General features: G+C 62.0%; 20 protein-coding genes and 1 pseudogene. 13 read left to right on the top strand and 8 right to left on the bottom strand.

The features are described 5' to 3' along the window. Positions 1 to 17: 17 nt before the first annotated feature. Both nosP and nahK read left to right on the top strand, forming a co-directional pair. Positions 18 to 1,214 carry a nitric oxide-sensing protein NosP gene (gene nosP / locus AC3IUA_RS14595; protein ID WP_489361960.1) on the top strand — a complete coding sequence of 399 codons (1,197 nt, stop codon included), beginning with the start codon at positions 18 to 20 and terminating at the stop codon, positions 1,212 to 1,214. Beyond that, positions 1,111 to 3,738, top strand: a complete 2,628-nt coding sequence (nahK, locus tag AC3IUA_RS14600; RefSeq protein ID WP_489361962.1) for a hybrid sensor histidine kinase/response regulator NahK/ErcS' — start codon at positions 1,111 to 1,113, stop codon at positions 3,736 to 3,738. The genes nosP and nahK overlap by 104 nt, the downstream gene beginning before the upstream one ends. Before the next feature lie 616 nt (positions 3,739 to 4,354). On the opposite strand, the gene AC3IUA_RS14605 is transcribed toward nahK, so the two are convergent. The 6 genes from AC3IUA_RS14605 to AC3IUA_RS14630 form a co-directional block, all read right to left on the bottom strand. Beyond that, entirely contained in the window at positions 4,355 to 5,020 is a 666-nt protein-coding gene (locus AC3IUA_RS14605) for a response regulator (protein WP_489361964.1), read from the bottom strand. Between the two features lie 55 nt (positions 5,021 to 5,075). After that, positions 5,076 to 5,633 carry a PQQ-dependent catabolism-associated CXXCW motif protein gene (locus AC3IUA_RS14610; RefSeq protein ID WP_489361965.1) on the bottom strand — a complete coding sequence of 186 codons (558 nt, stop codon included), beginning with the start codon at positions 5,631 to 5,633 and terminating at the stop codon, positions 5,076 to 5,078. Between the two features lie 236 nt (positions 5,634 to 5,869). After that, entirely contained in the window at positions 5,870 to 6,661 is a 792-nt protein-coding gene (locus AC3IUA_RS14615) for an ABC transporter permease (protein ID WP_489361967.1), read from the bottom strand. After that, on the bottom strand, positions 6,658 to 7,392 hold the full coding sequence (locus tag AC3IUA_RS14620; RefSeq protein WP_489361968.1) for an ABC transporter ATP-binding protein: 735 nt from the start codon (positions 7,390 to 7,392) through the stop codon (positions 6,658 to 6,660). The genes AC3IUA_RS14615 and AC3IUA_RS14620 overlap by 4 nt, the downstream gene beginning before the upstream one ends. After that, complete coding sequence (locus tag AC3IUA_RS14625; RefSeq protein WP_489361970.1) at positions 7,389 to 8,348, bottom strand: YVTN family beta-propeller repeat protein; 960 nt, start codon at positions 8,346 to 8,348, stop codon at positions 7,389 to 7,391. Before AC3IUA_RS14625 ends, AC3IUA_RS14620 begins: the two co-directional genes overlap by 4 nt. Positions 8,349 to 8,378: 30 nt before the next feature. Next, positions 8,379 to 9,563, bottom strand: a complete 1,185-nt coding sequence (locus tag AC3IUA_RS14630; protein ID WP_489361971.1) for an ABC transporter substrate-binding protein — start codon at positions 9,561 to 9,563, stop codon at positions 8,379 to 8,381. Positions 9,564 to 9,719: 156 nt separating this feature from the next. Between AC3IUA_RS14630 and AC3IUA_RS14635 the strand changes: the two genes are divergently transcribed. The 3 genes from AC3IUA_RS14635 to AC3IUA_RS14645 are packed head-to-tail and all read left to right on the top strand — an operon-like array spanning position 9,720 to position 11,748. Next, the gene (locus AC3IUA_RS14635; protein WP_489361973.1) at positions 9,720 to 9,842 is read left to right on the top strand and encodes a hypothetical protein; all 123 of its coding nucleotides are present in this window, start codon (positions 9,720 to 9,722) and stop codon (positions 9,840 to 9,842) included. Positions 9,843 to 9,844: 2 nt separating this feature from the next. Then, positions 9,845 to 11,110: a HAMP domain-containing sensor histidine kinase gene (locus AC3IUA_RS14640; RefSeq protein WP_489361975.1), complete on the top strand. Its 1,266-nt coding sequence runs from the start codon at positions 9,845 to 9,847 to the stop codon at positions 11,108 to 11,110. Further along, the gene (locus tag AC3IUA_RS14645) at positions 11,107 to 11,748 is read left to right on the top strand and encodes a response regulator transcription factor (RefSeq protein WP_489361977.1); all 642 of its coding nucleotides are present in this window, start codon (positions 11,107 to 11,109) and stop codon (positions 11,746 to 11,748) included. Before AC3IUA_RS14640 ends, AC3IUA_RS14645 begins: the two co-directional genes overlap by 4 nt. 112 nt (positions 11,749 to 11,860) lie before the next feature. Here the strand turns inward: AC3IUA_RS14645 and AC3IUA_RS14650 are convergent, their stop codons facing one another. Then, positions 11,861 to 12,511, bottom strand: a complete 651-nt coding sequence (locus tag AC3IUA_RS14650) for a pentapeptide repeat-containing protein (protein ID WP_489361979.1) — start codon at positions 12,509 to 12,511, stop codon at positions 11,861 to 11,863. A 310-nt stretch (positions 12,512 to 12,821) separates the two neighbouring features. After that, positions 12,822 to 13,004, bottom strand: a pseudogene (locus AC3IUA_RS14655) (hypothetical protein); the annotation flags it as partial. A 243-nt stretch (positions 13,005 to 13,247) separates the two neighbouring features. Between AC3IUA_RS14655 and pedF the strand changes: the two are divergent. The 8 genes from pedF to pqqB all read left to right on the top strand — a co-directional run bounded on the left by pedF (position 13,248) and on the right by pqqB (position 21,714). Then, positions 13,248 to 13,709, top strand: a complete 462-nt coding sequence (gene pedF / locus AC3IUA_RS14660) for a cytochrome c-550 PedF (protein ID WP_489361981.1) — start codon at positions 13,248 to 13,250, stop codon at positions 13,707 to 13,709. A 3-nt stretch (positions 13,710 to 13,712) separates the two neighbouring features. Continuing rightward, positions 13,713 to 14,588 (top strand): substrate-binding periplasmic protein, encoded by an 876-nt coding sequence (locus AC3IUA_RS14665; protein ID WP_489361983.1) that lies wholly within the window; start codon positions 13,713 to 13,715, stop codon positions 14,586 to 14,588. Positions 14,589 to 14,597: 9 nt separating this feature from the next. Beyond that, complete coding sequence (locus tag AC3IUA_RS14670; RefSeq protein ID WP_489361985.1) at positions 14,598 to 15,359, top strand: quinoprotein dehydrogenase-associated SoxYZ-like carrier; 762 nt, start codon at positions 14,598 to 14,600, stop codon at positions 15,357 to 15,359. Positions 15,360 to 15,374: 15 nt separating this feature from the next. After that, complete coding sequence (locus AC3IUA_RS14675) at positions 15,375 to 16,307, top strand: quinoprotein relay system zinc metallohydrolase 1 (RefSeq protein WP_489361987.1); 933 nt, start codon at positions 15,375 to 15,377, stop codon at positions 16,305 to 16,307. Between the two features lie 399 nt (positions 16,308 to 16,706). Next, entirely contained in the window at positions 16,707 to 18,488 is a 1,782-nt protein-coding gene (locus AC3IUA_RS14680) for a PQQ-dependent methanol/ethanol family dehydrogenase (protein WP_489361989.1), read from the top strand. Positions 18,489 to 18,816: 328 nt separating this feature from the next. Further along, positions 18,817 to 20,337, top strand: coding sequence for an acetaldehyde dehydrogenase ExaC (gene exaC, locus AC3IUA_RS14685; protein WP_489361991.1), 1,521 nt, complete (start codon positions 18,817 to 18,819; stop codon positions 20,335 to 20,337). A 334-nt stretch (positions 20,338 to 20,671) separates the two neighbouring features. Next, entirely contained in the window at positions 20,672 to 20,743 is a 72-nt protein-coding gene (gene pqqA, locus AC3IUA_RS14690) for a pyrroloquinoline quinone precursor peptide PqqA (protein ID WP_010209364.1), read from the top strand. A 56-nt stretch (positions 20,744 to 20,799) separates the two neighbouring features. Next, entirely contained in the window at positions 20,800 to 21,714 is a 915-nt protein-coding gene (gene pqqB / locus AC3IUA_RS14695; protein ID WP_489361992.1) for a pyrroloquinoline quinone biosynthesis protein PqqB, read from the top strand.

Consider the following 21,714-nt stretch of genomic DNA (forward strand, 5'->3'; position numbering starts at 1 on the left):
ACCTGCGGGAGGCGATCATGCAACAGGGCCAGACCGATGGCGTCGTCAGTGCAATGTCCCAGGCCACCGACGCCCAGGAAGCCGCCCAGGACCTGGCTCGGCAACTGTTGCATCCGCACCTGGGCTTCGTGCTGTTCTTTTGTTCCGCCGAGTACGACTTGCAAGTCCTGGGCCCGGCCTTGCAGCAGAGTTTTGGCGGGATTCGTCTGGTGGGCTGCACCAGCGCCGGTGAGATCACCCCCAATGGCTATGGCCGCGGTTGCATCACGGCGGTGGGTTTCGATCACCGGCATTTCTCCATCGCCATCGAGCTGATCGATCAAATGGAGCACTTCAGCCTGATCGACGCCCAGCAAATGGTCGAGCGCCTGGTGGGCGGCTGTCGCAGCAACACCCTGGCGCCGATCAAGGGCAACAGTTTCGCCCTGACCCTGCTCGACGGCCTGTCCAGCCGCGAGGAAATGGTCCTCGCGGCGCTGAGCGCGGCCCTCGGCGATATTCCGCACTTTGGCGGCTCGGCCGGCGATGACAATAAGCTGACCCACACCCACGTGTATTTCGACGGCGAGTTCCACAGCGGCGCGGCAGTGGTGGTGCTGGTCAACACCTGGCTGGATTTCGAAGTGTTCACCACCCATCACATCCTGCCCCGTGAAGAAAAACTGGTGGTCACCCACGCCGACAGTCCGTCGCGCCGGGTCTATGAGCTCAACGCGGAACCTGCCGCCGAGGAGTACGCCCGGCATATCGGCGTGCCAGTGGCCGAGCTCGATCATCGAGTGTTCGCCGCCCATCCGCTGGCGGTACGGATCAACGAGCAGTACTACGTCAGGGCCATCCAGCAGGTCCACCCGGACCTGAGCCTGAGTTTCTATTGCGCCGTGGAGAATGGCATCGTGCTGACCGCCATGACCCCGGGGCCGTTGTTGCCGAATCTGCAGACGCTGTTCGAAGGACTTGAAGCGCGGCTCGGCACACTGCTGCTGACCATCGGTTGTGACTGTTTTCTCAGGCGTCTGGAGCTCGAAGACGACGGCAGCCTGGAGCAAATTGGTGCCTTCCTGCGCGAGCAGCGGGTGATGGGCTTCAACACCTACGGAGAACAGTTCAATGGCATGCATATCAACCAGACTTTCACCGGCGTTGCCATTGCCCGAAACCGGCCCCCCGTCGCCCGCCGAGCTGCTGGCGCAGATCGCCGGCCTGCAGCGTGAAAACCGCAAGCTGCACCGCATCAATGCGGCGCTGATCGAACGGATCGAGTCCGGGAGCACCCGTGGCAACGATCCGTATTCGGCGTTCCAGCATTCCGTGGTGCTCGCCGAACAGGTCCGCGAGCGCACCGATGCGCTGAATCAGGCCATGGCCGAACTCAAGGCCGGCAATCATTTGCTCAGCGAAGCCCGGTTGCGGGCGGAAACCGCTCACCGCCACCTGATCGATGCGATCGAAAGCATTTCCGATGCCTTCGTGTTGTTTGATGAGGACCAGCGCATCGTGCTGTTCAACAGCCGTTTCAAGGCTCTCTGGGCCAACAGCCGGGTGCGGATCATTGCCGGCATGCGTCTGGCCGAGGTCAAGCGGCTGATGACCGGCACCGGCCTGTTCAGCGAAGAACCACGCGGCCATGGCGATGAACATCTGCTCTACCGGCTGCAGAATGGCCGCTGGCTGCAGATCAGTGAACGGCCGACCCAGGACGGTGGGCGGGTGATCCTCTTCACCGACATCACCGAAGTCAAACTCAGTGAAACGGCGCGTCGCGAGCAGGCTGTGGCGCAGAAGTCGCACCTGCTGCAGCGGGCGGTAGACAACCTGTCCCAGGGTGTGGCGATGGTCAACGCCGACGGCGTCCTGGAACTGTGGAACCGTCGATTCCTCGAATTGAGCGGCCTGGCGCCGGTGGCGGCCCATCGGCAGTTCGCCGAGGTGATCGGCGACAGCGAACTGAGCCTCCTGACCCCGGCCAGTCGCGACACCAACGGCCGGGTGGTCCATGAGCGTGAGCAGCGACTCTACGATGGACGGGTTCTGGAAATCCGCACGCATCCCTTGCCGACCGGTGGTTTCGTCAATACCTTCACCGACATCACCGAGCGTTACCAGCATGCCGAAGCCCTGAGCGAGAGCGAGCGCTGGATTCGCCTGATCACCGACCACGTACCGGCACTGATCGCTTACCTCAACGCCGATCTGGTCTACGAGTTCACCAACAAGGTGTATGAAGAGTGGTACTGCTGGCCGCGCGGGGTGATGCTCGGCCAGAGCCTGCGCGAGGTGCACAGCGAAGAGCATTACCAGCGCCTGGAAACCTATGTGGCACGGGCCTTGGCCGGGGAGAGCGTGACCTTCGAGTGTCCGGAAACCAACATCAACAATCAGGAGCGTTACATGCTGCGCTCCTATGTGCCCAATCGCCTGGCCACGGGCGAGGTGGTGGGGATCTTTGTGCTGATCCGCGACGTCACCGAGCGCCGGCGCACCGCCGAGGCCCTGCATCAGGCCTATCAGAACCTCGAGTTGCGGGTCCGCGAGCGGACCGCCGAACTGACCAGTCTCAACGATCAGCTGCTGCGCGAGATCGACGAACGCAGTCGTGTCGAATCGCGTCTGCGTGAGGCCAAGCTGGAAGCCGAGCAGGCCAACCTGTCGAAAACCAAATTTCTGGCGGCCGTCAGTCACGACCTGCTGCAGCCGCTCAATGCGGCGCGGCTGTTCACCAGTGCGCTGCTCGAACGCCGCGAACCGGTGGCCAACGCGATTCTGGTGCGCAATGTCAGCAATTCCCTGGAAGACGTGGAGAGCCTGTTGGGGACGCTGGTGGACATCTCCAAGCTCGACGCCGGGGTGATCAAGGCCGATATCGCGGCGTTCGCCCTCAGCGAATTGCTGGAAAACCTGGCGACCGAATATGCCCAGGTGGCCCGCAGCGAAGGCCTGCAATTGCACTTTGTGGGCTGTTCGGCATTGGTGCGCAGTGACATCCAGTTGCTGGCCCGCATCTTGCGCAACCTGTTGAGCAACGCCATTCGCTACACCACCAGCGGCCGCGTGGTGCTCGGCTGTCGGCGGCATCGTCAGCGCTTGTCCATCGAGGTCTGGGACAGCGGCATGGGCATCGCCGAAAATAAACTGGAGGAGATTTTCCAGGAGTTCAAGCGCGGTGACGTGCAACGGCCGAACCAGGACCGGGGCTTGGGGTTGGGGCTGGCAATCGTCGAAAAAATCGCCGGCATCCTCGGGCACCGGATAACCGTGCGTTCCTGGCCCGGCAAGGGTTCGATGTTTGCCGTTGAAGTGCCACTGACCAACAGCGCGCCCAAGCCTGTGGCGCAGTTGCCCATGAGCGAGCCAATGCTGGAACGCTTGCACGGGGCGCGGATCTGGGTACTGGACAATGACGCCGCGATTTGCGCCGGGATGCGCACGCTGCTGGAAAGCTGGGGTTGTCAGGTGGTGACGGCGCTTTCGGAAGAAGACCTGGCGCGCCAGGTGGACAACTACCATGCCGAGGCTGACCTGCTGATCGCCGACTACCACCTGGACCATGGCAAGAATGGCGTCGATGCCGTGGCCCTGATCAACGCCCGACGCGCCTCACCGTTGCCGGCGCTGATGATCACCGCCAATTACAGCAACGAGCTGAAACTGCAAATGCGCGAACTGGGCCATACCCTGATGCACAAACCGGTACGGCCGATGAAGCTGAAGATGGCGATGAGTCATTTGTTGGGGTAAACACCAACCCCAGGAAGATCAAAAGATCGCAGGCTTCTGTAGGAGCTGCCGCAGGCTGCGATCTTTTGATCTTTGCGACGTTGGTGTCCGCAGAAAAGATCGCAGGCTGCGCCAGCTCCTACGCCAACCGCGTGCACCGGCAAGGGTGGGGGTGTCTGCAATCCCCTGTGTAGGAGCTGCCGCAGGCTGCGATCTTTTGATCTTTGCGACGTTGGTGTCCGCAGAAAAGATCGCAGGCTGCGCCAGCTCCTACGCCAACCGCGTGCACCGGCAAGGGTGGGGGTGTCTGCAATCCCCTGTGTAGGAGCTGCCGCAGGCTGCGATCTTTTGATCTTTGCGACGTTGGTGTCCGCAGAAAAGATCGCAGGCTGCGCCAGCTCCTACGCCAACCGCGTGCACCTGCAAGGGTGGGGGTGCCTGCAATCCCCTGCGTAGGAGCTGCCGCAGGCTGCGATCTTTTGATCTTTGCGACGTTGGTGTCCGCTGAAAAGATCGCAGGCTGCGCCAGCTCCTACGCCGACCGCGTGCACCGGCAATGGGGCGGGTGGCTGCAATCCCCTGTGTAGGAGGCTGCGATCTTTGTGGCTTGACGCCGACTCTTGGGGGTTAGATCACCTCACCGCCGCAAATACGCCGCAAAATCAATATCCCCGGCACTGAGAATCGCTTGCACCCGATTGTGCACGTTGAGTTTGCGCAGGATCGCCGAGACGTGGGCCTTGACCGTGGTCTCGGCAATTTCCAGGGTGTAGGCGATCTGTTTGTTCGACTCGCCCTTGGTCATCCGTTCCAGCACCAGCAGCTGCTTGCGGGTCAAGGCCTGGAGCAGTTCGGGGGCAAAGTTCGGCATCTCATTCATACTGCGCCGGGTGCCGGGTTTCTGGGTGCGGATGATGTCCGAGGGCAGGTAGACGTTGCCGTTGAGGATCTGCTGGATGGCGTCGGTCATCTGCGTGCGCGGCGATGACTTGGTGATGAAACCCACCGCGCCATAGGTGATGGCTTGCAGCACGACCTGCTTGTCCTGTTCGGCGGAGACGATCACCACCGGAATGGTCGGAGCCTCGTTGCGCAGGTTGATCAGGCCGTTGAGACCGTGCATGCCGGGCATGTTCAGGTCGAGCAGGATCAGGTCCAGATCGTCATGCTCCTGGGTCAGCGCCAGGGCGCTGTCCAGGTCGGCGGTTTCCATGACTTCACTGCCAGGAAAGCCATCGCTGATGACGTTATGAATGGCTTCGCGAAACAGTGGGTGATCGTCGGCAATCAGAATTTTGTACATGGCCTTTCACCTCGTTATTTTAATTATGGTATGGCGCGAATCCGTTGCCTATAGGTCAGGGGAAGGGTTCGGGTCGGGCCGCTTCCACTGGCAGGTTCGCCGCCTCCCAGGCATCCAGGCCATCGCGGTACCAATACACATCTTTATAACCCATTTCGGTGGCGCGTTTTACTGCGTTCCAGCTCAGCCAGCAATCGGCGCGACAGTAGAACACCAGCGGTTGATCCTTGCGCCCGGCCGCAGCTTTTTGCAAGTTGCGGGCGAAATAGTCCTGCCATTGCGGGCTCAGTTCACCGTCACCGGTGTTGGCCAGCCAGAGGCTGCCGGGCAGGTTGGCGTGGGGCTGGTCTTCGATGAAACGTCCCTGCAGCCATTGGCGACGATACACGTCGATCAGTACCGGCTTCGGGCTGTGTTTCAGCAAGATTTGCAAGTGGGTGGTGTCGATGATTCGGCCGCCGTCGAGATGATCCGGCGTCGGGCTGCGATAGAGACTGGTGCGGTAGCCCGCCGGGGAGAACAGCGCGGTTTGTGCCTGTGCGACACTCAGCAACAGGCTCAGCGACAAGACTGCAAGGGAAGGGTGGAGCAGATAGCGCGGGGCACGCAGCATAGGGTATGGTCCTTTTTCTTATAGACCCATTACATGCCAGTGTTGCTGCTTTGTGAATGCGACGATAGACAGGAAAACCAGTACTAAAGTCGTAGGAGCTGCCGAAGGCTGCGATCTTTTGATCTTGAAAATCCCCATGACACCCCCGCGATACCGCGCTGCCCGCCGGAAAAGATCGCAGGCTGCGCCAGCTCCTACAAGGGGGGGCGTTTATCTCGCTATCGCCGATATGTGCTTCACCCGGCCCGGCGCAGCGCCGCATGCTGCGGATTGAAGGTCAGCACCGCCAGCAATGAGAACAGCAGCGTCAAGCCCAGGCACACGGCCAGGGCCAGCAGGTTGAGGCGCTCGTACAGGGCAAAACGCACCAGTTCCACGGAATGGGTGAAGGGGCTGAGGGCGCAGAGCCAATACAGCCATTCGCTCGATTCACGCATTTTCCACAGTGGATACAGCGCCGAAGACAGGAAAAACAGTGGGAATATCACAAAATTCATCACCCCGGCGAAGTTTTCCAGTTGGCGGATGGCATTCGACAGCAACAACCCCAGGGCACTGAGCATCAGCGCAACCAGCAGCAAGGCCGGCAATGCCGCCAGTAGACCAAAGATCGGTGGTTGCACCCCGTAGACCCAGGCGATGGCGAGAAAGGCATACACCTGCAGCAGCGAGATCAAGGCGGTGGCCAGCAGTTTGCTGCCCAACAGAAAGGCCCGGGGCAGGGGGCTGGTCAACAGCACCCGCATGCTGCCCATTTCCCGGTCATAAACCATCGACAGCGAACCTTGCATGCCATTGAACAGCAGGATCATGCACGCCAGTCCGGGGACGATGTAGACCTCATAGGGAATGTAGGTGTCGTAAGGCTCGATGATCGCGATGCCCAGCGCCGCCCGGAAGCCCGCGGCGAATACCAGCAGCCATAGCAGTGGCCGTACCAGCGCACTGAGAAAGCGCGTGCGCTGCAGGATAAACCGCAGCCATTCGCGCAGGACGATACCGCTGAAACACTGCCAATAAGCGCTCATCGAGCCGCTACTCCTGGAGTGGTAAGGCGCTGGAACGCCGAGCTCAGGTCAGTGCCGTGTTCGAGGCTCACGGCATCCGCCTGACCACTGGCCACCAGCCGCCCTTGATGCAGAATCAGCAGGTCATCGCTGGGCTGCACCTCATCCAGCAGGTGGGTGGTCCAGAGCACGCTGATGCCCTGATCCCGGCACAGGCTGCGGATGTGCTGGTTAAGCGCCAGACGGCTGGCAGGGTCGAGGCCGACGCTGGCTTCGTCGAGCAGCAACAACCGCGGCTCATGCAGCAAGGCGCGGGCAATTTCCACCCGTCGGCGGTGGCCGCCATTGAGCTCGCGGACCCGTTCACGGCGCCGCTCGGTCAATGCCTGGCGCGCCAGTTCGGCCTCGACCCGTGCATTCGCCTTTTGCCTGGGCAACCCGTGCAAGGCGGCGTGATAGCGCAGGTTCTGCTCGACGCTCAGGTCCAGGTCCAGGGTGCTCTGTTGAAACACTACGCCCAATTGACGCAAGGCCAGACGCGGGGCGCTGCGCAACGAATGACCACCAACCCGAATGTCACCGTGTTGCAGGTCGTACAGGCGAGTCAGCAGGGCGATCAAGGTTGACTTGCCTGCACCGTTTGGCCCCAGCAACGCGGCAAAACGCCCGGGCTCAAGGCTGAACGTCAGCGGGTGCAGCGCTTCGCGGGCGCCGTAGGCAAAGCTCAGGTCAGAAACCTCCAGAGCGTTCATGGGGTCACCACCACGCCCCATGGATAACGCCCGACCTTGACCGACTTGATGACCTTGAGGCTGTTTACATCGATCACCGACACATCGCCGCTGACGCCATTGGTGGCCAGCAGCTGACTCTGGTCCGGGGTGAACGCCAACTGCCAGACCCGGCGACCGACCAGCAAGTAGTCGAGAATCTCGAAGGTCTTGGCATCGATCACCGCGATATGGTTCGCCGGGCCGAGGGCGACGAAGGCGTATTTGCCGTCGGCGCTGAGTTTGACCCCGACCGGCTGGACCTTGTCCGGGTGCACGCCCTTGATCTGGAACTTCAGGGTCTTGAGGACCTGCCGGCTGGCGACGTCGAGAATGGTCACGGTGCCGCCGATCTCGGCCGAGGCCCAGAGTTGCGAACCCTCCTGATTGAACTGGACGAAACGCGGCCGCTGATCGACCAGGGTGCTGTCGGCCAGGGTCTGGGTGCTGGTGTCGATCCAGTGCAGCATGTTGGTGGTTTCGCTGGTGTTCACCGCCCACTTGCCGTCGGGGCTGACCGCCATGCCTTCAGGTTCGACGCCGACACCGATCTGCGCCAGCACCTTGGAGGTTTGTGTATCGATTACCGTGACCAGCGCATCGTCCTCGTTGGACACGTACAGCCAGCGGTTGTTGGGGTGCAGGGCGAACTGCTCGGGGTCTTTGCCCGAAGGCAGTTCCTTGATGATTTTGCGGGTGGCGACGTCCATCACCTGGACCCGGTCCGAGTCGCTGGCGCAGATGTACAGCAGCGTATTGTCATGGGACAACAGCAGGCCGCGGGGGCGCTGGCCGACCGCCAGGGTGTCGGTGACTTGCAGGGTCTGCAGGTCGATCAGGCTCAGGCTGTTGTCCTTTTCATTGGAGACCCAGGCGGTACTCGCCAGCACGGGCGCGGTGGCAAGCAGTAAGGCGGATGCAAGCAGGGTGCGGTGCATGGCAAGTTCCTTTTATTGTCGTTGTGGGAATCAGGGGAAGCGGCAGCTCACCTCGGGCTTGTCGTAGCCGAGGCTGTCCATTTCGTTGAGCGGGTGCAGGAAACCTTCTTGCGGTGAAGTGCTGACCAGCGCACGCGGCTGCACGATCGGAATCGGTTGGCGCAGCTGGCCGTTCCACGAGCGATAACTGAGCTTGCGACCCTTGAAGCCATCCAGTGGCAGCTGATCGCCGAGCGCCAGCTGGCGAATTGCCCGGGCATCGCTCTGGCGCAATTTGCTCACCGCGCTGGCGACGCTGCGCACGGCGATCCAGGCGGCGAAATCACGGTCGTTCATCCAGCGTCCGGCCATGGCTTCGAAGCGTTTCTGCAACTGCGCCGCGCCGTAGGTTTCCACGGTCTTGTGCCAGCCGGTCGGAGTCAGGCCCTGGGTGCCGGCGACCGGACGCGGGTACCAGGTCTGGTAGGGCACGTATTCGCCAAAGTCACCGCGCTCGTCGGCCACCAGCACCACGTCGTACTCGGCGGTCTGGGTGAACAGCGGCATGTCGGCCTGGGCGCTGCGGCGCTGGTCATTGTCGAAAGACCAGGGTTTCTCGGCGACGATCTGCAAGCCGAAACGTTTCGCCGCACGCCGCAGGGCGGCGGCATAGGCCTGGTCGTCCGCGGTCGGGCCGACGATCAGCAACACCCGTTGCCATTTGCGCACCACCAGAAACTGCGCCAGGGCATCGGCGAGCATCGCCCGGCTCGGCAGGCTGTGCAGCATATTCGCCAGGCAGTCGGTGCTGCGCAGGCGGTCATCGGCACTGCCGGCATTGAACAGCAGGCTGTCGGGCAGGGCGGCGCTGAGCTGGCGCAGGCTCTCGGCCGGGGCATTCACCACGAACAGCCGCAGCCCTTGCGCATGCTGGGCCCTGGCTGCATCGAGCAAGGCTTCGGGGCTGTCGACGCTGGCGCTGACCAGGCTGTAGCTCTGGTTGAGAAAACGCCCGGTACTGTTGCTGTCGCTGATCGCCAGCTCCGCTCCGCGCAGCCCGGCGTCGACCGGTTCCGGAATGACGTTCGACAGCAACGGGCCGGGATCGGGCCGATAGCCCAGATAACCGATGGGGATCTGCAAGCCGCTGTCTGCCGCCTGGCTCTGGGTTGCCAGCAACGCGGCGCTGGCAATCGCCAACAGGTAGAACAAGGCGTAACTGACAAGCTGGCGCATAAGGCTCTCCACTACAGGTAGCGTCAGCATAGGAAGTGACGGGGTGCAGGGAAATATGCAGAAAGTACCAGTCGGCCAGTACCAAGGTAGTAGCTCAAGGCGCCCGTCAGGGTCTTAGCATGGCCGCAACGGCCATCACCCTGGAGACCTCCGGCCATGCGCATCCTCAAAGCCTTGCTGCTACCGTTCCTGCTGATTCTGAGCCTGATTGGCCTGGACAAGCTGCATACGCCGGTTGTCTTGTCCGGGCTGGTCACCCCCGTGGCGCCGGGACGTTAGGCATGTCGGCACTCTGGCGGATCAACCTGTGGGTGACGGTATTTTTTGCCCTGGTCACCCTTGTCTGCCTGACGCTGGTGGTGCAGCAGGCGACGACCGATGTCGAACGCGAACTGCAGGCCGCCGAAGCGCTGGTCGAGTACCTCGGCGAAACCGCCGAACGCAATCCCGACAGCCTGCAACCGCGGTTGACCGCCAGCCTGCGGCATGTGCGGGTCAGTTGGCTGGAGCCGGGCGAAACCCGCGCCCGGCAATCCCGGGAACAAGGTCTGGATGCCTGGCTGGGGCGGCAATTGATTGCGCCAGACCGCCATCCGCCTCGGGTGCTGGAACTGGCCGATGGGCGACGGGTGCTGATCGCCGTCGACCCCAGGGATGAAATCGATGAAGTCTGGGATTCCTTGCAGCAACTGCTGTGCCTCAGTGCCTTGGCGCTGACCATCAGTCTGTTGAGTATCCGCTGGGCATTACGCCGTGGCCTGAGGCTGCTCGATGACTTGTTGCATGCGTTGCAACAGGTGTCCGATGGCCAACTCCAGGTGCGCCTGCACCACAGGAGTTCGCCCGAAGCGCGGCAACTGACCGGTCATTTCAACCGCATGACCGCCACCCTGGAGCAGGTGCGGGTGGACAATGCGCAACTGACCTGCACCTTGCTCGCCGTCCAGGAGCAAGAGCGCACCCAGCTTGCGCAAACCCTGCACGATGATCTGGGCCAATACCTGGCCGGGATTCGTGCTCAGGTTTGCCTGCTACGGGTGGTCGCCAACAAGCCTGAAGCAGTGTCGCAGACCGTGCAGGCCCTGGAACTCAATTGCCAGCACTTGCAGCAAGGTTTCCGCGCCCTGGTACGCGATTTGTACCCGGTGGTGCTTGAGCATTTGCCGCTGCCTGAGGCCCTGCAACTGCTGGTGCGACAGTGGCAGAGCAGTCAAGGCATCGACTGCCGGTTACGGGTCAGCGACCACCTGCCGGCGTTGTCCACGCCGGATAAGACCCACCTCTACCGATTCCTCCAGGAAGCCCTGATCAATGTCGCCCGCCACGCCGATGCCAGCCAGGTGCGGGTGCGCCTGCAACACCGGGGCACGCGTTTGCGCCTGTTGGTTCGCGATAACGGTCGTGGAGCCCAACAGCCGCAGCGTCCGGGCGTCGGCCTGTACTCGATGCAGGAACGGGCCCGCAGCCTCGGTGGCGAACTGCGTATTTTCAGTCAGCCCGGCGCCGGTTGGGCCCTGGCCTTGAGTATTCCCATGGAGGCTCAATGAACATTTTGCTGGTGGACGATCATGCGGTGGTCCGGCAGGGCTATGCCAGCCTGTTGCGGGCAGTATTACCGGCGATGCAGGTGCGCGAGGCGGCGAATGGTGAAGAGGCGCTGGTCCGGGTCCAGGAAGAGATTCCCAGCCTGGTGATCATGGATTTCGGGCTGCCCGGGATCAGCGGCCTGGAAACTACCCGACGGCTGCGTCAGCGCTTGCCGCAGCTGCGCGTGCTGTTCTTCAGCATGCACGATGAACTGCCGCTGGTGCGCCAGGCCCTGGACGCCGGGGCCTCTGGGTATCTGACAAAAAACTCCGACCCCGAAGTGTTGATCGAAGCCGTGCGGCGCATCCTCGCCGGCCATGCGTACATCGAGCAGCCGCTGGCCACCCAACTGGCCTGCAACCCGCAGCAACGGGATGCCAGCGACCCGCGCTTGCAAAGCATGACCCAGCGTGAACTGGAAATCTTCGTCATGCTCGCCAAAGGCACCCCGACCCGGCAGATTGCCGAACAACTGTGCATCAGCGCCAAGACCGTGTCCAACCACCTGACGTTGCTCAAAAGCAAACTGCAGGTCACCTCCCATGCCGAGCTGGTGCACCTGGGGATCGATATGGGGGTGGTGCGGGTGGCGGTTTGATCATGGGCGATGGAGCGTTCACCCCGATATTGCAGGTGTACCCGTTCGGCGTAGGAGCTGGCGAAGCCTGCGATCTTTTGATCTTTGCAGGGGATTGTTGTATCCCCTCGGACTATTTATCCCAAGACATCGGACACCCCTTGCACCCCTCCATATTGCTGTCCTGAAAATTCGCATAATGTTGCCGCGAGTCACTGAGGTTGGCCTGTTCCAGGTTGCTTTCGCCGAACTTGGCTTCTTGCAGGTTGGCGTCGCTGAGGTTGGCGCCTTTGAGGTCGGCCTTGCTCAGCCAGGTCATTTCCAGGTCGGCGGCTTGCAGGTGGGCGTTGTGCAGTCTGGCGCCGGAGAGGCGGGCGAATTGCAGGTAGGCGCCACTGAGGTTCGCGTCCTGGAATTGCGCGCCCTGGGCGAACAGGCCCCAGCCCTGGATCGCCACCAGCTTCGCACCGCTGAAGTCGGCCAGGCGCAGGTTGCTTTGCTGCAGGCTGGCGCGGGTCAGGTTGGCGTTCTGTAGTCGGGCTTTTTCGAGGTTCGCAAGATCAAGTCGGGCATGACGCAGATTGGCGTCGCGCAGGTCGGCGCCGCTGAGGTTCATCTTGCGCAGGTCCTGATTGCTCAGGTCGGCCCCGCGCAGGTTGGCGCCGGGGCATTGGCTGGATTCGGCGATGACGCAGCCGTTGATGGTCAGCGGGGTGTCTTCGTTGTCATTGGCGGCGAAGGCGGAGGGCAGGGTGAGCAGGAGAAGCAGAGGCAGGTAGTTCATGGCTGGGTTCTCTGGTGTGAGTGAGAGAGCATTCGTGGGTAGGTCTCAACGCCAGTCAGTTAGCGGAGATCTCTGGTCTGGCAACATTGGTGGCGAGGGGGCTTGCCCCCGCTCGGCTGCGAAGCAGTCGCAATACAGGTGCTCGGGTTCTAACTGAAGGACCCCGTTGCCTGGTTTTGGGACCGCTTCGCGGTCCAGCGGGGGCAAGCCCCCTCGCCACAGGTAGTGCGCTTGGCGCTTGTTCCTCGCCACTGACTGGCATAAGAGCAAGTCCCCCCACAGGTCATGGGGCAGGCTTGCCCCGCAAGCCTTACTTCTGCGCGGTCTGGTTATCCCAGCTCGGGATCTTGAACACCCAGAACGAACCGCCTTGCGCCACCGGCTTGGTCAGCTCGGCCATGTCGCCGCCCCACAGTGGTACTGCGCCGCCATAACCGACGGTCACGCCGATGTACTGCTCGCCATCCTGTTCCCAGGTGATCGGCGGCGAGACTTCCAGTGGAGGTTTTGGCCTGCCTACGATGGAACCCAACGCCGCACGGTGATACGGAAAAAGTCCCGCTCTTGCCGGGACAAGTTCCCGGTTGGCACCTGAATCAGACCCACGTCACAAGCCCTACTACCAAGGAAGTAGAGGGCGGCCACCAAAGCAGCATACGGCTTGCAGATCGCTGTTCTTAAGATGAGGGCATAGCCTCTGCAGAGAGGTTTAGCGTGCAATTCTGAGGGCATAACAATGACAACAAAACGCAACGCCATACTCGTCGCCGGTCTGCTGGCTGGCCTTATCACGACCGGTTCAGTACTGGCCCACGGCAACGTGGTGCCACAAACCGTTGAAACCAAGGGATTGACCTCGATCAAGGATGCCGGAGTACCGGTCGATGGCGATGGCTGGGCTGCGGTAAACCCCTATCGCACCACCCCGGAAAAAGACAAGGCGATTGAAATCGGTTCCTCGGCCTTTAACCAGAACTGTGCGGCCTGCCATGGCCTGGAAGCCAAGTCCGGTGGGATCGCCCCGGATCTGCGCATGCTCGATGCCGGTGAGGCCGGAGACGAGTGGTTCGTTGAGCGGGTGCGTCATGGCGCGGTGCGCGACGGTCGTGTCTACATGCCGAAAATGGCCGACTACTTGAGCCAGGAAGCCTTGTGGGCGGTGCGCACCTATCTGGACAGCGTGCACATCGAGGAGTAACCCATGGGCCGGCTCGCTGTGCTGTTAACCGCGCTATTGCTGTGTTGTCAGACGCTGCAGGCGCAGGTCCGTACCTTTGATGAAATGATCGCCGCCGGCGAGTTGAAGGTCGCGGTCTACAAGGATTTCGCGCCCTACAGCTTCGAGGATGGCGGCCAGGCGCGGGGCGTCGATGTGGAATTGGCCAAGGCTTTGGCCAAAGCCCTCGGCGTGCGCCTGGAGCTGATCTGGGCACCGCCGGGCGAGAAGCTCGACGACGACCTGCGCGATTACATCTGGCGCGGCAATCAACTGCGCAACCAGCAGTTGGCCGACCTGATGATGCGCGCGCCCTATGACCGCGACTACGCGCAAAAGCGCAATGAGCTGGGTGAGCTGGAAAACGGCCACGTGGTGATGTTCGGCCCTTACCAGAACGAGTCCTGGCAAGTCGCTTATGATCGCCGCCGACTCGACAAGGTGGGCAGCGTCGCGGTGTTCGAACACCATCCGATCGGCGTCGAAGTCGACAGCGTACCGTCGTTCTATCTGACGTCGGTGTTCAACGGCATGCTCAGTGCCAAGACCCACCATTACCCCACTGTGCCCAAAGCCTTCGCCGCGATGAAAGCCGGCGAGGTGGATGCGGTGATGGCCATGCGCGGCGAGATCGACTGGCAGGTGCATGAAGCCAGGGACTCGCAACTGGCGCTGGCGGAAAACGCCTACCCGAACATGGGCAAGCAACTCTGGGAGATCGGCATGGCGGTGCATGAAAGCAACCGTCAGCTGGCTTATGCCGTGGAAGAGGCACTCGAAGGCTTGATCCGCGACGGCACGCTCAAGGCGATCTACGCCGAGTACGGCCTGCGCTATGAAGTACCGGAGATGTATCAATAGGAGCGGGAAATGAACTGGCGAGCGAGTTGTCTGTTGGCCTGCTGGTTGCCATTGGCGGCCCAGGCCATCGAGGTCGATCCGGGCAAGGACCCGGTGCCCTCGGTGATGTGGGCCTTCTATCACAAGCAAATTCTCGGCGATGCGCCGTTCGTGTTCGATGAGCGGGTCAAGCTGCTGGCGCCGCCATTCGCCGAAGACGCCCGACAGGTGCCACTGGAAATCGACGCCCGGGCGTTCAAGGGCGAGGTGGTGAAGATTCTTGCCTGGGCCGAGCTCAATCCGTTGCCGATGATTGTCGACTTCCAGCCGGGGGAGCGGGTGCTGCCCTGGCTGGCGATCCGTATCCGTATCGAACAGGCCACGCCGCTGCGGGCGGCCGTGCTGACCCGCGATGGGCTTTGGCATGTCGGCTCGACCCTGATCGATGCCGCTGGCGGCGGCTGCACCGCGCCCAGCGTGGTGCGTACCCAGCCGGGCTGGGAAGAGCACATCGGCGAAGTCCTCGGCGGGCGTTATCCCCGTGGCGAATTCAGCCGCTTGCGGCTGCAGGTGGCGCATCCGATGGATAACGGCATGGTCAGCGCGATTCCCGAGTTCTTTCTCAATCATGCCGAGTTGCGTGACGACAGCGGCCAGTTGCTGGCCAGTCTAGGCCTGTTCCCGGCGGTCAGTGAAAACCCGAATCTGGCGTTCGACGTCGAAGGGGCAGGGCAGACGCGCTTGCTGCTGCGCGATAACAGCGGCAATCAATTCGATGCGGCGATTCCCTAACCCCAGGAGAGCGTCATGCGCTGGATGCTGCTGTTGTGCCTTACGCTGAGTCTGCCGGCCCTGGCGGACTTCGACTATCAACTCAAGCCCCGGCAGATCGCCGAGAACACCTGGCTGCTGGAAGGCAGTACCGACAACTTCGCCAAGGCCAACGGCGGAAATATCGTCAATACCGCGTTCATCGTCACCGATCACGGCGTGGTGGTGATCGACAGCGGGCCGTCGAAGCGCTACGGCGAAGCCCTGCGCAAAGCCATCGCCGCGACCACCGACAAGCCGGTGATTCAGGTGCTGTTGACTCACCATCATCCCGATCACGTGCTGGGTAACCAGGCGTTCGGCGATGTACCGATCGGCGCGCTGGCCGGCACCCGCAAATTGCTGGGTCAGCAAGGCGATGCCATGGCCGAGAACATGTACCGACTGGTGGGCGACTGGATGCGCGGCACCGAAGTGGTGTTACCGACCCAGGAATTGAGCCCTGGAACCCTGAATATCGGCGGTCATTCGTTGCGCCTGCTGGGACTGCGCGGGCATACCGGTGCCGACCTGGCGATCCTCGACGAGAAAACCGGGGTGCTGTTCGCCGGCGACCTGGTGTTTTATCAGCGCGCCCTGACCACCCCAAATTCTCCGGGGCTGGAGGTCTGGCAAGCGGATATCGCCCAGCTCGAAGCCTTGCCATGGAAGCTCATCGTACCCGGTCACGGGCCACTGACGACCGACCACGCGCCCTTTGCCCAGATGCGCGACTACCTTGGCTGGCTCGACCAGTTGATGCGCGCTGGCGCCGCCAGCGGCAGCGAGATGAGCGAGATGATCCGCAGCCCGATCCCCCAACGCTTTGCCGCCATCAGCCTGAGCCGCTATGAACTGATTCGCAGCGTCAGCCATCTGTACCCAAGCTATGAGCGCGGACAGATGAAGCGGGTGGATGCCGAGAAATAATCGGGTGAACTGTCGATCGCCAGGATCGCAGCCTATCGGCAGCTCCTACGGGATTTGTGTTCCCACCCGGCCGGCGCGTAGGAGCTGCCGCAGGCTGCGATCTTTTGATCTTGATCCAGCGAACCCCCGGAAAAGATCGCAGCCTATCGGCAGCGCCTACGGGATTTGTGTTCCCACCCGGTCGGCGCGTAGGAGCTGCCGCAGGCTGCGATCTTTTGATCTTGATCCAGCGAACCCCGGAAAAGATCGCAGCCTTCGGCAGCTCCTACGCGTTCCTTGTACCAAGGAACGAGAAAACTCCACACTGCGGCCAATTGTCGCCGGGGCCCTGCGGACCAAGAATCTGCAGCAGACCGGGAAAATTTCCCGGGCATAACAAAAACCGCAGAGGTAGCCGTCATGTTCCAATCCGCGCGTCGCCAACCCTTCGCCTTGAGCCTGCTGCTCAGTGCCATGCTGTTGTCCGCCTCGGCCCTGGCCGCAGTCACCGATCAAGACATCCTCCAGGATCCGAAGAACCCGGGGCAGGTCGTCACCAACGGCCTGGGTGTCCAGGGCCAGCGCTACAGTCCTCTGGATGCCCTCAACACCGATAACATCAAAGACTTGCGGCCGGTCTGGGCCTTCTCCTTCGGTGGCGAAAAACAGCGCGGTCAGCAGGCGCAGCCGATGATCAAGGACGGCGTGATGTACATGACCGGTTCCTACTCACGGGTGTTCGCGGTAGATGCACGCACCGGCAAGAAACTCTGGCAATACGATGCGCGGCTGCCGGATGACATCCGCCCATGCTGCGACGTGATCAACCGTGGTGTCGCGCTGTATGGCGACCTGGTGATTTTCGGTACCCTCGACGCCAAGCTGGTAGCCCTGAACAAGGACACCGGCAAAGTGGTCTGGAGCAAGAAAGTCGCCGACCACAAGGAAGGCTATTCCATCAGCGCCGCGCCACTGGTGATCAACGGCAAGCTGATCACCGGGGTCGCCGGTGGCGAGTTCGGCGTGGTCGGCAAGATCGAAGCCTATGACCCGAAAAACGGTGCCTTGCTGTGGACCCGGCCGACGGTGGAAGGCCACATGGGCTACGTCTACAAGGACGGCAAGGCGGTCGAGAACGGTATTTCCGGCGGTGAAGCGGGCAAGACCTGGCCCGGCGATCTGTGGAAAACCGGTGGCGCCGCGCCTTGGCTCGGTGGCTACTACGATCCGGAAACCAACCTGCTGCTGTTCGGCACCGGCAACCCGGCGCCGTGGAACTCGCACCTGCGCCCGGGCGATAACCTCTACTCGTCGTCGCGTCTGGCGCTGAACCCGGACGACGGCACTATCAAATGGCACTTCCAGAGCACCCCGCACGACGGCTGGGACTATGACGGCGTCAACGAGCTGGTGTCCTTCAACTACAAGGACAAGGACGGCAAAGAGATCAAGGCCGCAGCCACCGCCGACCGCAACGGCTTCTTCTACGTGCTCGACCGCACCAACGGCAAATTCATCCGCGGCTTCCCGTTCGTTGACAAGATCACCTGGGCCACCGGCCTGGACAAAGAGGGTCGGCCTATCTACAACGAAGCCAGCCGTCCCGGCGCACCCGGCAGCGAAGCCAAGGGCAGTTCGGTGTTTGTCGCGCCGGCGTTCCTCGGCGCGAAAAACTGGATGCCCATGGCCTACAGCCAGGACACCGGGCTGTTCTATGTGCCGTCCAACGAATGGGGCATGGACATCTGGAACGAAGGCATTGCCTATAAAAAGGGCGCGGCGTTCCTCGGCGCCGGCTTCACCATCAAGCCGTTGAACGAAGACTACATTGGCGTGCTGCGTGCCATCGACCCGAAAACCGGCAAGGAAGTCTGGCGCCATAAGAACTTCGCGCCGCTCTGGGGCGGCGTGCTGACCACCAAGGGCAACCTGGTCTTTACCGGTACCCCGGAAGGTTTCCTGCAAGCCTTCAACGCCAAAACCGGCGAAAAAGTCTGGGAATTCCAGACCGGCTCCGGCGTCCTCGGCTCGCCCATCACCTGGGAAATGGATGGCGAACAGTACGTCTCGGTCCTCTCCGGCTGGGGTGGCGCGGTTCCACTGTGGGGCGGCGAAGTTGCCAAACGCATCAAGGACTTCAACCAGGGCGGCATGCTCTGGACCTTCAAGTTGCCCAAAGACCTGGTAGTGGCCAAGCATTGAAATGAGCGCTGGTGAAGGAGTGGCAGGGCGATAACTTGTGGCGAGGGGGCTTGCTCCCGCTCGGCTGCGAAGCAGTCGTAAAACCTGCGCCTGCGTTCTATCTGAGGGAGCGCGGTGCCTGATTTTAGGAGTGCTTCGCACTCCAGCGGGAGCAAGCTCCCTCGCCACAACAGCCCGCTCCCACAAAAGCATAGGCAATCCACCGAAAACTACTACCAAATGACGAGAGCCCCCCCTGCCAACGGCGCATTCGTCTGGCGCGCGGGGCTCTCTACTATCGGTTCATGGCCTGTCCGACCGACAGGCATCGACCAAGCAGAGGCTCACCATGATTTACGCTCAACCCGGAACACCAGGCGCTGTCGTGTCTTTCAAACCGCGTTACGGCAACTTCATTGGCGGCGAGTTCGTCGCACCGGTCAATGGCGAATACTTCACCAACACCTCACCGGTGAACGGTGAAGTGATTGCCGAGTTCCCGCGCTCCAGCGCGGCCGACATCGAGAAAGCGCTGGATGCCGCCCATGCCGCAGCCGATGCCTGGGGCAAGACGTCAGCCCAGGACCGCTCGCTGGTGCTGCTGAAAATCGCCGACCGCATCGAACAGAACCTGGAAATCCTCGCGGTCACCGAATCCTGGGACAACGGTAAGGCCGTGCGCGAAACCCTGAACGCCGACGTGCCGCTGGCCGCCGACCATTTCCGTTATTTCGCCGGCTGCATACGCGCTCAGGAAGGCGGCGCCGCCGAAATCAACGAACTGACCACCGCCTATCACTTCCACGAACCGCTGGGCGTGGTCGGGCAGATCATCCCGTGGAACTTCCCGCTGCTGATGGCCGCCTGGAAACTCGCCCCGGCGTTGGCCGCCGGCAACTGCGTGGTGCTCAAGCCGGCCGAGCAGACTCCGCTGTCGATCATGGTCTTCGTTGAGCTGATCGCCGATTTGCTGCCGCCAGGTGTGTTGAACATCGTCCAGGGCTACGGTCGCGAAGCCGGCGAAGCCCTGGCCACCAGCAAACGCATCGCCAAGATCGCCTTCACCGGGTCCACCCCGATCGGCGCGCACATCATGAAATGCGCGGCGGAAAACATCATTCCGTCGACCGTTGAGCTGGGCGGCAAGTCGCCGAACATCTTCTTCGAAGACATCATGAAGGCCGAGCCGCAGTTCATCGAGAAGGCCGCCGAAGGCCTGGTGCTGGCGTTCTTCAACCAGGGCGAAGTCTGCACCTGCCCGTCGCGGGCGCTGGTGCAGGAGTCGATCTACGACGACTTCATGAAAGTGGTGATGAAGAAGATCGTCAATATCAAGCGCGGCAACCCGCTGGACACCGACACCATGGTCGGTGCCCAGGCCTCCGAGCAGCAATTCGACCGGATCCTGTCCTATCTGAAAATCGCTCAGGAAGAGGGCGCCGAACTGCTCACCGGTGGCGCCGTCGAGCGGCTTGAGGGTGACCTGGCCACGGGTTTCTATATCCAGCCGACCCTGCTCAAGGGCCACAACAAGATGCGCGTATTCCAGGAAGAGATCTTCGGCCCGGTGGTGAGCATCACCACCTTCAAGGACGAAGCCGAAGCCCTGGCGATTGCCAACGACAGCGAGTTCGGCCTTGGCGCCGGTCTCTGGACCCGCGACATCAACCGCGCCTACCGCATGGGCCGGGCGATCAAGGCCGGGCGTGTCTGGACCAACTGCTACCACCTGTACCCGGCCCACGCCGCGTTCGGCGGCTACAAAAAATCCGGCGTCGGCCGCGAAAACCACAAGATGATGCTCGATCACTACCAGCAGACCAAAAACCTGCTGGTCAGCTACGACATCAATCCGTTGGGTTTCTTCTAACCCAACCGGCGTAGGAGCTGCCGCAGGCTGCGATCTTTTGATCTTCGCTTGGCGGTAGCTCCATTCGCCTGGTTGAAAAGATCGCAGCCTGCGGCCGCTCCTACGGGTTTTTGTGTACGCCTGATAATCCATGGGTGTACCGGGTCGGCGCAGGAGCTGCCGCAGGCTGCGATCTTTTGATCTTGAATCCGCGAAGACGCCCTGCCTGACACCCCGCCAACACCCCCTACCAACGCACCCCGCAACCTCCTTCCAAAGTAGCATTCAGTCCCACCACACCCCCGTGCATTAATACTTCTACCGGAATAGCCCGGCATAAGAAGAGGATTGACCCATGTGGACTAAACCCGCGTTTACCGATCTGCGTATCGGCTTCGAAGTGACCATGTATTTCGCCAGCCGTTGATTGTCCTCCCGGCCAGTCTGCGCGTTGGCCGGGACTTCCCACTGGAGCATTGCCCCATGCATATCCGGATTCTCGGTTCCGCCGCTGGCGGTGGTTTTCCGCAATGGAACTGCAACTGCCGCAATTGCGCTGGCGTGCGCAATGGCAGCGTGCGGGCACAACGGCGGACCCAGTCGTCGATTGCCCTGAGCGACAACGGCGTGGACTGGATTCTGTGCAACGCCTCGCCGGACATCCGCGCTCAGCTCGAGTCTTTCCCACCGTTGCAACCGGCCCGCCAGGTGCGTGATACGGCGATTGCCGGAGTGATCCTGCTCGACAGCCAGATCGACCATTGCACCGGCCTGCTGAGCCTGCGCGAAGGCTGCCCGCATAAAGTCTGGTGTACCGAGATGGTTCATCAGGACCTCAGCAGCGGTTTCCCCTTGTTCAACATGCTCAGCCACTGGAATGGCGGCCTGCAATGGCAACCCATCGGCCTGGGCGGCGAACCCTTCAGCATCCCCGGTTGCAACCACCTGCGGCTGCGGGCGATTCCATTGCGCAGCAGCGCGCCGCCGTACTCGCCCCATCGCGGTAATCCGCAGCCGGGCGATAACATCGGCCTGTTCATCGAAGACCGGCGCAGCGGCGCCAGCCTGTTCTATGCCCCGGGGCTCGGTCAGGTCGATGATCAATTGCTCGACTGGATGCAGCGCGCCGACTGCCTGCTGGTGGACGGCACCCTCTGGCGCGACGATGAAATGCGCGCCTGCGAAGTCGGCGACAAACTCGGCAGCGAAATGGGCCATCTGCCGCAAAGCGGCCCTGGCGGGATGCTCGAAGTGCTTGAAGGCTTCCCCGAGCAACGCAAGATTCTGATCCATATCAACAACACCAACCCGATCCTCGATGAGGACTCGGCCGAACGGGCGCTGCTGGAACGCCGCGGCATCGAAGTGGCGTTCGATGGCATGGACATCACCCTCTAA

The sequence above is a fragment of the Pseudomonas sp. KH_050 genome (assembly GCF_057838875.1).

Coding starts and splice junctions, on each gene's coding strand:
- nosP (WP_489361960.1), top strand. CDS start 18: ATGCAACAGGGCCAGACCGATGGCGTCGTCAGTGCAATGTCCCAGGCC.
- nahK (WP_489361962.1), top strand. CDS start 1,111: ATGGCATGCATATCAACCAGACTTTCACCGGCGTTGCCATTGCCCGAA.
- AC3IUA_RS14605 (WP_489361964.1), bottom strand. CDS start 5,020: ATGTACAAAATTCTGATTGCCGACGATCACCCACTGTTTCGCGAAGCC.
- AC3IUA_RS14610 (WP_489361965.1), bottom strand. CDS start 5,633: ATGCTGCGTGCCCCGCGCTATCTGCTCCACCCTTCCCTTGCAGTCTTG.
- AC3IUA_RS14615 (WP_489361967.1), bottom strand. CDS start 6,661: ATGAGCGCTTATTGGCAGTGTTTCAGCGGTATCGTCCTGCGCGAATGG.
- AC3IUA_RS14620 (WP_489361968.1), bottom strand. CDS start 7,392: ATGAACGCTCTGGAGGTTTCTGACCTGAGCTTTGCCTACGGCGCCCGC.
- AC3IUA_RS14625 (WP_489361970.1), bottom strand. CDS start 8,348: ATGCACCGCACCCTGCTTGCATCCGCCTTACTGCTTGCCACCGCGCCC.
- AC3IUA_RS14630 (WP_489361971.1), bottom strand. CDS start 9,563: ATGCGCCAGCTTGTCAGTTACGCCTTGTTCTACCTGTTGGCGATTGCC.
- AC3IUA_RS14635 (WP_489361973.1), top strand. CDS start 9,720: ATGCGCATCCTCAAAGCCTTGCTGCTACCGTTCCTGCTGATTCTGAGC.
- AC3IUA_RS14640 (WP_489361975.1), top strand. CDS start 9,845: ATGTCGGCACTCTGGCGGATCAACCTGTGGGTGACGGTATTTTTTGCC.
- AC3IUA_RS14645 (WP_489361977.1), top strand. CDS start 11,107: ATGAACATTTTGCTGGTGGACGATCATGCGGTGGTCCGGCAGGGCTAT.
- AC3IUA_RS14650 (WP_489361979.1), bottom strand. CDS start 12,511: ATGAACTACCTGCCTCTGCTTCTCCTGCTCACCCTGCCCTCCGCCTTC.
- pedF (WP_489361981.1), top strand. CDS start 13,248: ATGACAACAAAACGCAACGCCATACTCGTCGCCGGTCTGCTGGCTGGC.
- AC3IUA_RS14665 (WP_489361983.1), top strand. CDS start 13,713: ATGGGCCGGCTCGCTGTGCTGTTAACCGCGCTATTGCTGTGTTGTCAG.
- AC3IUA_RS14670 (WP_489361985.1), top strand. CDS start 14,598: ATGAACTGGCGAGCGAGTTGTCTGTTGGCCTGCTGGTTGCCATTGGCG.
- AC3IUA_RS14675 (WP_489361987.1), top strand. CDS start 15,375: ATGCGCTGGATGCTGCTGTTGTGCCTTACGCTGAGTCTGCCGGCCCTG.
- AC3IUA_RS14680 (WP_489361989.1), top strand. CDS start 16,707: ATGTTCCAATCCGCGCGTCGCCAACCCTTCGCCTTGAGCCTGCTGCTC.
- exaC (WP_489361991.1), top strand. CDS start 18,817: ATGATTTACGCTCAACCCGGAACACCAGGCGCTGTCGTGTCTTTCAAA.
- pqqB (WP_489361992.1), top strand. CDS start 20,800: ATGCATATCCGGATTCTCGGTTCCGCCGCTGGCGGTGGTTTTCCGCAA.